The following is an 8,569-nucleotide window of genomic DNA, read 5'->3' as shown; positions in this document are numbered from 1 at the left end:
CTTTCGGCAGGTCGAGCGGGTCGGTGCCACGGGGGTCTGCGCCCAGATGGACCAGGTCGGCCCGGGCGCCGGGAACCAGGTCGCCCCAGGCAGACTCCTCGAACGCCTGGTACGCGACGCCGCGGGTGTAGGCGGCGACGGCCTCCTGGATCGTGATCCGCTCCTCCGGCAGCCAGGGATCGTGCGGCGAGCCGTCCAGCAGCCGCCGGGTGACGGCCACGGCCAGGCCGGCCCGCGGGTCCGGAGAGGTCACCGGCCAGTCCGTGCCGAACGACACCCGCCCGCTGCGCAGCAGGCTGGCGATCGGGTACTGGTAGCCGCTGCGGGTGGGGCCCAGCCGCGGCTCGGTCAGCTCGGTGATCAGCGGCTCGGGCCGCGCCCACAACGGCTCGAAGTTGGCGACCACGCCGAGCTCGGCGAACCGGGGCCGGTCGGCCGGGTCGACGACGTGCGCGTGGGCGATCACCGGGCGCCGGTCGCGGGGGCCGTTGCGCTGCTCAGCGACCGCGAAAGCGTCGAGGGCGCCGCGGACCCCCGCGTCACCGATGGCGTGGATGTGGGGCTGGAAGCCCAGCGCGTCCACCGCGGCGACCGCCTCGGCCAGCTCGGGCCAGTCCCAGTTCGGCAGGCCATGGGAGTGCGGGCAGTCGTCGTAGGGTTCGAGCAGGGCGCCCGTGCCGGCCTCGATCACCCCGTCGGCGAAGAACTTGACCGAGTTCGCGGACACCACGCCGCGACCCTCCCGGGCGACTCGGTCGCGCTGGGCGACAAACCGGTCCAGGTCCGCGCGCCAGGTCTCCGGCGAGGCGAGCAGCGCCAGGTTGCCCCGCACCGCTAGGCCGCCCGACGCTGCGGCCGCAAGCCAGGCGTCCACCCCGTCGGCCTGCACCATGGCGTCCTGGACCCAGGTGAAGCCGAGAGATGCCAGATGCCGGGCCGCTTGCAGCAGGCAGTCCACAAGCACGCCGGCCGGGATCCGCGGTGCGACCGCTTCGACCAGGTGCAAGGCACCCCACTCCCGTAGCGTGCCCACCGGGCTGCCGTCCGGACGCCGCACGATCTCACCGCCGTCCGGGTCGGGCGTGCCGGTGCCGATGCCGGCCATCTCCAGGGCGACTGTGTTCACCCAGGCGGTGTGGAAGTCGCTGGCGCGCAGCCACGCCGGCCGGTCGGGGACCACGGCGTCCAGCCAGGCGGCCTCGAACACACCGCCGGGGGCCAGCGTCGGGTCGTAACCGTCGCCGCGCACCCACGGCTCGTCGGGATGCTCCGCCGCCCACCGGGCCACGCTGTCCACCAGCTCGGCGACCGACGACTTGTTCCGTACGTCGGCGAACCGCTGGCCCAGGCCGCCGAAGATGGGGTGCACGTGGCCGTCGCCGAAGGACGGCAGCAGCGCCCCGCCCGCCAGATCGACCACCTCGCCGGCGATGGCGGCCAAGGCCTCCGCGTCGGCGCCGACCGCGACGATCCGGCCGCCGGAGACCGCGAGCGCCCGCGGAGCCCGCCCCGGGGTGCCCGCATGGTCCCAAACCACGCCGTTGCGGAACACCAGGTCGGCCGCGCGGGTCATGATGGCTCCTTCGGCGATTGGGCTGCTACGTTGGGCGATACCGAATCGAGTTAGGTTTAGGGAAGGTACAGGAGACGGCGCCCGCAGGCAAGACCCTTACCGAAACCACTTCGGTAAAGTTCTCGTGGCCGCAGACAAGGAGCCCTACCAGATGCCCCGACCCACCGAGGCCCTGCTCGACCGCCGACGGATCGGGCGGGCCGCACTGGCCCTGGTCGACAAGAAGGGCGACTTCACCATCCCCGAGCTGGCGAAGCGGCTCCACGTGCAGCCCTCCTCGCTGTACCACCATGTCGACGGGCGAGCCGACATCGTCGAACTGGTGCGGCTCGAAGTGCTCAACAAGCTCGACCACACGCTGCTGCGCTCGCACTCCTGGGACCAGGGGCTCGCGGCCTGGGCCCGCTCCTACCGCAGCGTCTTCGCCGAACACCCCGCCGCGATTCGCATGCTGGCCACCGCCCCGGTGCGGTCCCCCGAGCTGATCGACGCATACGAGGGCGCCACAACCGCCCTGCTGGAGGCCGGGTTCCCCAGAGAACAGGCGCTGGCGATGTTCGTCGCGCTGGAGAGCTTCCTGCTCGGATCGGCCCTCGACCTCAGCATGCCCGAAGTCATGATCGAGGGGGTCGACCCCGAACGGCACGCCGTGCTGACCGGCTGTATCGCCGCCCTGCCCGCCGGTATCAGCCGCCCAGAGCAGGCCTTCGAGGTCGGGTTGCTGGCGCTGCTAGAAGGGTTCCGCGCCTCCCTCGGGACGGAACACGCCCGCGGGGCGCCGCGATAGCTCGTCACAACCTGCCGGCGGCGCTGGGCGCGACGGGCTCGCCGGCGTCGCTGCCGCCCACCACGGTCATAGGCGTCGGCATGATGCATCTCGATCCGATCGCGTTGATGAAGCGCGGCGAAGTTCCCCAGAGATGCTCAGCGAAATTCCCTACCTGAGCTGGTTGTCAGGGTAGTCGTTATCGGTGGTCGGGGCACGTGTTTGTGGGTCCTTCGGCGTGTCTTGTGCGGGATGCTGTTCGTGGTTTTCTGATGGACGCGGCGGGGCCGTATTCGTGTGGACATGGTGCTGGCGGGTGTTCTCCTTCGGTTGCTCGTGGGGTGGGGGGCCTTGTTCGGGGCCTCCGCCGCGTGACGCGGGTTGCGGTGTGTCGCCGGTGGCGGGGTGGCCCTCGGGCGCGGCTGCTGGGGGCTGCTGGCGCGGGCTCGTCGGCGTCGTCTGGCGCGCCGGTGTGGTGGTCGATGGGGGCGGGCGCGACGACGGCGTGGGTGAGGGGCGATGGGGCGAGGACGGCGAGGAGGCGGCCGAGGATGTTCGCCCGGGTCTGGCTGGGTGGAGGGGGCCGCCAGCGGTGGTCAGCCATGGTGGGCCTGCGGGGGTGCCACGTGTGCTGCCGCGGGTGGGACGAGCAGTGTGAGCACCGCGATCGGCGTCTGGCAGTGCGGGCAGCGGGCGAGGCTGGCTCGCCGGTCGTCGTTCGCGACGTCGTTCGCGGGCGGTACGGGGTTCGCGACGTTCGTGACGTTGTCGGCCAGCCAGGCGCCGTCGGCGGCGTTCGCCGCGTTCGATGAGGTAGGGGCGTGGCTCGGGTTGTGGCGGCGGCGCCAGTCTTCGGCGCGGCAACGTGGGGTGCAGTAGCGCCGCCGTGGGGTGCGCGGGTTGACGGTGAAGGCTTGGCCGCAGGTGGCGCAGGCCCGGGTGGTGATCATGGTGTGGCCGCCTTGCTGGCGATGCGGAGGGCCTCGGCGCGGGCCTGGTGGGAGCGCATCCGGTAGGAGGGCCCGTCGATGCCGCAGACGATGCCCTTGTGCAGCAGCCGGTCGAGCAGGGCCGCGGCCAGCATCGGGTCGCCGAGTCGTTCGGCCCAGCTGGCCACGCCGATGTGCGCGGTGATGATGATGCTGGACTTCAGGTAGCGCTGGTTGATCACCTGGAACAGGGCGGCGGCGGCGTCTTCGTCGAGCCGGTTGCGGTACCCGAATTCGTCGATCACGAGCAGCCTCGGTCCGGCGAAGAACCGCATGCAGGTGGCCCATCTGCCCTCGCGGGCGGCCTTGGCGCAGCGGGCGGCGAGGTCTGCGGCGGTGGTGAAGTAGACCCGGTGGCCGGCCTCGGCCACGGCGCGGGCCAGGCCGATCGCGAGCATTGTCTTGCCTACGCCCGGCGGGCCGATGAACAACACGTTGGCCGCGTCGTCGAGGAACCGCAGGGTGGCCAGCTCACCGATCAGTGTCTCGTCGACACCGGGCTGGGCCGAGTAGTCGTAGTCGGTCAGCGCCCAGGGCGCCGGTAGGCATGCGAACCGCAGCCGAGACGCCAGCCGGCGCGCCTCGGTGACCTCGACCTCGACCGCCAGCAGCCGCTCCAGCGCGGTGACCAGCGGCAGGTTCTGCTCGCGTGCCTGGTCAAGCACACCGGGCAGCGCCTCGGCTGCGGCGGGAAGCCGCAGGAACGCCAGGTGTGCGCGCAGCCGCTGGTAGCACTCGGCCTGGCTCATCGTCGCCGGCGCACCTCGGCTGTCGGTGGGTTCGTTGGTCGCTGACCCGGTGCCGTTCACTGGCCGCCCCCCGGGGTGGGATGGTCGGGGTCGAGGCGCAGGCCGAGGGCGGTGAAGCCGACGTCGTCGACGAGGGTGGCGGCGGCAGACCGCGGATGGGGGTGGCCGCGGTGCGCGTGGACGCCGGCAAGCAGCTCGGCGAGGCCGCCACAGCAGCGCAGGAACTCGTCGATGTCGGTGAGCAGCTCGCCCAGGCGGGTGAGCTCGGCCGCGCCGACGGTGACGGTGGCCTCGTCCGGGCGGTCGGTGGCGTGGTGGCAGGGGCAGGCCGGCTGCGGTTCGGTGATCGGGTCGAGCGGGTCGGTGACGGGCGGGTTCATCTGGTCTCCTGGCTGGGTTTCTGCGATGGATTGCGATGGCCGGGTTGCGAAGTCACCGGTGGCCCGGTGGTGGTGGCGGCGCTGGTCGACGTGCTCGCGGTGCCTCGCTGGCCGAGAGCGGAGGCGTACTGGGCCAGGTCCACCACCACCTGCCCGCCCGCGGCGCTCGCCGGCTCGCCGCGCAGTACCGCGGCCTCGGCCAGCGCGGCCTCGGTCAGGGGTCGTCGGGTCTTGTGCTTGCACCGCCCGGCGGTGGCGTTCGCGCCGGCGAGCACCACCGCCTCGAGCGCGGCCACGTGCCCGTCGTCGCGGAGCACCACGCCGGCGCCGTCAGGCTGGCGGCGATGCCGGGCCAGGATCGCCCCGGCCGCGGAGACCACCTCCAGATACGGGTCGCCGAGCCGGGCGCGCACCCTCATCACCCGGCCGGCCAGGCCCGGCGGCACCGAGTAGAAGTTCCCGAGGAACGGCACCAACGCTTGGTCGGTGACCGTCGGGGCGGTCTCCAGCACCGCCGGATACGGCGCCCCCGGCGGGGGCTGCAGCGGCTCGGCGTCGGCCAGCGCGCCGACCGTGGTGCGGACCCCGTCCACCCGGCGCGGGCGGGCGTCGCCGACCCGGGCGCACAGCGCATCCAGGTCGGCCTGCGCCTGCCCGACCGTGACGTCATCGGCGAGGGTGCGCCACCAGCGCTGCGCTGCGGCGTGGTTCGACTTCTCCACCACACCCTTGCGGCGGCCCCGGCGGGGCGGGCAGACCCGCACCGCCACCTGGTAGTGCTTGGCCACCTCGGCGAACGAGGCGGTCACCTCGCCGCTGCCGGGATGACAGACGGTCGCCATCCGGTCGAACCGCCACGCCAGCGTGGTCCCGCCGAGCCGGCGAACCACCCGGTCGAGGGCCTCGATCAGGTGCGGCTGGTCCTCGGACTCGGCGAGCACCCCGCGCCACCGGCTCGAGTGCGCCAGCGCCCCGACCAGCAGGTGCGCGTCGCCGGACAGCCCCCAACCCGGCGGCGGGTCGGGCAGCTCCACCCAGTCCCACTGGGTCTCCTCCCCCGGCGGGTGCGCGATGATCGCCCGATCCCTGCTCGTCGCGGCCGCGCACTCCTCGCACGCGGGCCGCAGCCCGCCGGTGCGCACCGCCCGGGTGAACGACTGGTACGAGCCGGCGTAGCCGAGCTCGACCACCTCGTCGTACAACGTGGTCGCCCACAGGTGCGGGTCGTCGGTGAGCCGCTGCGTCACGTACGGCGCGAACAGCGCGAACGGGTCAGCTGCCGAGCTGCGCCGCACCCCCGGCGTGCGCTCACCCGACAGGTAGGCACGAATGGTCTTCGGGTCACGATCCAGATGCCGGGCGATCGCAGCGATCGTCCAGCCCCGCCGGCGGAGAGCCTGCGCTTCCAACGATTCCTCCCATGTGAGCATCGATACCGGTCCCTTCGAGGGCTCGAGAGTGGTGATCACGAGCCTCGAAGGGACCCCCCGCGCGTGACCGCAGCCACGCCGGAGGGGGGGTGCTCCGGGTAGGGAATTTCAGTGAGCAGGTCCGGGGAAGTTCAGGTGAGCGCCGTCAGCGGAGCGGGTCGGGCCCGGCGGCACGGTGTACGGGTTGGACGCCAGCGCCGACATGCTCGAACTTGCCCGACGCAACGCGCAGCAGGCACGAGCAACCAACGTGGAGTTCATCCACGGCAGCATCGAGCACGTCCCGCTGCCGGCGCAGTCCATCGACCTGGTGATCTCCAACTGCGTGATCAACCTGTCCAGCGACAAGGCCGCTGTGTTCGCCGAGGTGTTCCGGGTGCTGCGTCCGGGTGGCCGGCTGGGGATCAGCGACGTCATCGCCGAGGACGACTCCGCGCCGGCGCGACGCACGGAGGCGGCGCGGCGCGTCGGGTGCGTGGCCGGTGTTCTCACCATCGGCGAGTTCAAGAACCTGCTGGTCGCGGCGGGACTTGTCGAGGTTTCGGTCACTGCCACCGCCGACCACGGCGACGGCGTGCACTCGGCGGTCATCCGGGCCACCAGGCCGACGACACCGGACTGACCGGCTCGGCCCACGACTGGTTCCTCCCGCGGTGCCGACCGACTCAAGGTCGCTCACCGGGACCGGCGTCGGCCGTGTGCTACACGCCCTGGACCTGGATCTGGGCGAGGGCGACGGCGTTGGGCACGCCGATCGCCTGCCCGGCCTGCGCGGTGAAGCCGCGCAGGAACGCCTCGGGGTCGAACTCGCGGCCAAGTCCCTGCAGGTAGGCATGGTGGGCGCGCAGCGACGCGATCCCGGCATCGAGGGTGTCGGTGACGTCGACGGCATGGGTGGGCTGGTTCGATCCGATCAGGTAGACGTGGCGTACCCCGGCCCATGGTTCCAGTCCCTCGTCGAGCAGGTCGGTGAAGACCCAGCGGTTGGCCGCGTCCCGGGCGGCGTCGAGGACCGCGATCCCGACCGCCCGGTGGTCGGCCTGGTTCACGATCCGTTGCCCGACGCTCAGCCCGTAGGTGAGCTCCTGGGTGGCGGTGAGCAGCACGTCGGGACGGAACCGCCGGATCTGGCGGGCGAGGTCGCGCCGCAGCGCCGGCCCGTACTCGACCACCCCGTCGGGGTGGCCGAGGAAGGACACGTCGCTCACCCCGACCAGCGCCGCGCTGGCGAGCTGCTCCTTCTGGCGCAGCGGGCCGGCCTGGGCGGGGGGGATCGCGTCGATGCCGGCCTCCCCGTCGGTGACGATCACGTAGGCGACCTGCCTACCAGCGGCGGTCCAGCGGGCGATCGCGCTGGCCGCGCCGTACTCCAGATCGTCGGGGTGGGCGACGATCGCCATCGCCCGGCCCCAGTCCTCCGTCATCGGTTGTAGCTGCGGGTTCATTCGACGCACCTCCGGGGTTGATCGGCCTACCCGTGATGACGATGGCCGGCCGGGATGGACGCACACCCGGTTCGCCAGCGCCTCGGTGGGTGAACGTGTCACCGCGGCGGTGCTGTGCGGATCGCTGGTGCGTCCAGGAACTCGTCCAGCAGGCCGCACCGCCGCAGCTGGACCACGGCCGGGCGGGCCAGCTGGTGGGTGGACTCGGTGTCGGCCGGGAAGACCGACCGGTCGAGCAGGGCGACACGTCGTGCCCGGGGCGGGCCCGCAGCGCGGTGGCCGCGCCGGCGGCGCGGGCACCAACGATCACCACGTCGTGCCGCTCCAGGTGGGCGCGCGTGCCCAGGGCTCCCGGTCTGCGCGGGCTCATCGCCGCGGGCGGCGCCGCCGGCGAACCATGCCCGGCAGCAGGACGACGATGCCCCAGAGGACGGCGGCCGCGGCGAGCGCGGTCGCGGTGTCGCCGGTGGTGGCGGTGCCGAGCACGCTGCCGCGCAACGCGTGGATGGCGTGCTCGACCGGGTTGACCGCGGCGACGGTGCCCATCCAGTCCGGCATGCTGCCCAGCGGCGCGAATGCGGCGGAGAGGAACATGAACGGCATCATGATCATCATCCCGGCGAACTGGACGACGTCGGGGCGGCGCAGTCGGTCACCGATCTCGCCGAACAGCGCGCTCATCGCCGCGGCCAGCGCGACGACCACGAGCAGCCCGCTGACCGCGTCGGTCAGGGTGCCGTGGAACCGGAACCCCAGTGCCGCCGCGGCGCCGAGCAGCAGGGCGGCCCGGGCCAGGGTGAGCAGGGTCTCGTTGGCCATCCGGGCAACACCGGGCAGCCACGACGACATCGGCAGCGTGCCGAACCGGTCGTGTAGCCCGTTGGCGTGGTCGATGGCCGCGGCGACGCCGGCGTTGGTGCCGGCCATCACGGTGGAGACGGCCAGCATCGCGGGGGTGACGTAGTCGATGTAGCTGACCCCGGCGGGGAAGGCTGGGCTGTCGGCGACGCTGCGGAACACCTGGCTGAACAGGATCAGCATCGCCATCGGCATGGTCAGGGAGAACATCAGCAGCTGGGGCACCCGGGTGCTGGTGCGCAGGCTGCGTTGCAGCAGGATGCTCAGCTGGTCCAGTGCCAGCGTCGTTGTGTGGAAGCTTGTGCGGGTCAGGCTCATGCGGCCGCTCCGCTCCGTGTCAGGTGGAAGAAGACGTCGTCCAGGCTCGGTGAGGCGACTT

At 72.5% G+C, this 8,569-nt stretch carries 8 protein-coding genes and 1 pseudogene; 2 read left to right on the top strand and 7 right to left on the bottom strand.

Features of this window, described 5'->3' with window-relative positions; genetic code table 11:
• On the bottom strand, positions 1-1,573 hold a 1,573-nt coding region (locus VF468_04795), incomplete at its 3' end, for an amidohydrolase (GenBank protein HEX5877632.1).
• 151 nt (positions 1,574-1,724) lie between these two features.
• Here VF468_04795 and VF468_04790 point away from each other — a divergent pair.
• On the top strand, positions 1,725-2,360 hold the full coding sequence (locus tag VF468_04790; protein HEX5877631.1) for a TetR/AcrR family transcriptional regulator C-terminal domain-containing protein: 636 nt from the start codon (positions 1,725-1,727) through the stop codon (positions 2,358-2,360).
• 575 nt (positions 2,361-2,935) lie between these two features.
• Here the strand turns inward: VF468_04790 and VF468_04785 are convergent.
• The 4 genes from VF468_04785 to VF468_04770 are packed head-to-tail and all read right to left on the bottom strand — an operon-like array spanning position 2,936 to position 5,887.
• Positions 2,936-3,289 carry a hypothetical protein gene (locus tag VF468_04785; GenBank protein HEX5877630.1) on the bottom strand — a complete coding sequence of 118 codons (354 nt, stop codon included), beginning with the start codon at positions 3,287-3,289 and terminating at the stop codon, positions 2,936-2,938.
• Positions 3,286-4,077: an IS21-like element helper ATPase IstB gene (gene istB, locus VF468_04780; GenBank protein ID HEX5877629.1), complete on the bottom strand. Its 792-nt coding sequence runs from the start codon at positions 4,075-4,077 to the stop codon at positions 3,286-3,288. The genes VF468_04785 and istB overlap by 4 nt, the downstream gene beginning before the upstream one ends.
• 56 nt (positions 4,078-4,133) lie before the next feature.
• The gene (locus VF468_04775) at positions 4,134-4,457 is read right to left on the bottom strand and encodes a hypothetical protein (GenBank protein ID HEX5877628.1); all 324 of its coding nucleotides are present in this window, start codon (positions 4,455-4,457) and stop codon (positions 4,134-4,136) included.
• The gene (locus tag VF468_04770; GenBank protein ID HEX5877627.1) at positions 4,454-5,887 is read right to left on the bottom strand and encodes an IS21 family transposase; all 1,434 of its coding nucleotides are present in this window, start codon (positions 5,885-5,887) and stop codon (positions 4,454-4,456) included. The genes VF468_04775 and VF468_04770 overlap by 4 nt, the downstream gene beginning before the upstream one ends.
• A gap of 160 nt (positions 5,888-6,047) precedes the next feature.
• Between VF468_04770 and VF468_04765 the strand changes: the two are divergent.
• Positions 6,048-6,509: pseudogene (locus VF468_04765) on the top strand (methyltransferase domain-containing protein).
• Between the two features lie 79 nt (positions 6,510-6,588).
• Here VF468_04765 and VF468_04760 read toward each other — a convergent pair.
• Both VF468_04760 and VF468_04755 read right to left on the bottom strand, forming a co-directional pair.
• The gene (locus tag VF468_04760) at positions 6,589-7,311 is read right to left on the bottom strand and encodes a PIG-L deacetylase family protein (protein HEX5877626.1); all 723 of its coding nucleotides are present in this window, start codon (positions 7,309-7,311) and stop codon (positions 6,589-6,591) included.
• Between the two features lie 387 nt (positions 7,312-7,698).
• Positions 7,699-8,508: an ABC transporter permease gene (locus VF468_04755; protein ID HEX5877625.1), complete on the bottom strand. Its 810-nt coding sequence runs from the start codon at positions 8,506-8,508 to the stop codon at positions 7,699-7,701.
• Between the last annotated feature and the right edge of the window lie 61 nt (positions 8,509-8,569).

Source organism: Actinomycetota bacterium (assembly GCA_036280995.1).
Lineage (GTDB): Bacteria > Actinomycetota > CALGFH01 > CALGFH01 > CALGFH01 > CALGFH01.
Note: the sequence above shows the minus strand (reverse complement) of the source record. Positions and strands in the feature narration are given on the sequence as shown.

Excerpts from the sequence above, each read along its gene's own strand:
- istB (HEX5877629.1), bottom strand. The coding sequence starts at position 4,077 with ATGAGCCAGGCCGAGTGCTACCAGCGGCTGCGCGCACACCTGGCGTTC.
- VF468_04770 (HEX5877627.1), bottom strand. The coding sequence starts at position 5,887 with ATGCTCACATGGGAGGAATCGTTGGAAGCGCAGGCTCTCCGCCGGCGG.
- VF468_04755 (HEX5877625.1), bottom strand. The coding sequence starts at position 8,508 with ATGAGCCTGACCCGCACAAGCTTCCACACAACGACGCTGGCACTGGAC.
- VF468_04775 (HEX5877628.1), bottom strand. The coding sequence starts at position 4,457 with ATGAACCCGCCCGTCACCGACCCGCTCGACCCGATCACCGAACCGCAG.
- VF468_04790 (HEX5877631.1), top strand. The coding sequence starts at position 1,725 with ATGCCCCGACCCACCGAGGCCCTGCTCGACCGCCGACGGATCGGGCGG.
- VF468_04785 (HEX5877630.1), bottom strand. The coding sequence starts at position 3,289 with ATGATCACCACCCGGGCCTGCGCCACCTGCGGCCAAGCCTTCACCGTC.
- VF468_04760 (HEX5877626.1), bottom strand. The coding sequence starts at position 7,311 with ATGACGGAGGACTGGGGCCGGGCGATGGCGATCGTCGCCCACCCCGAC.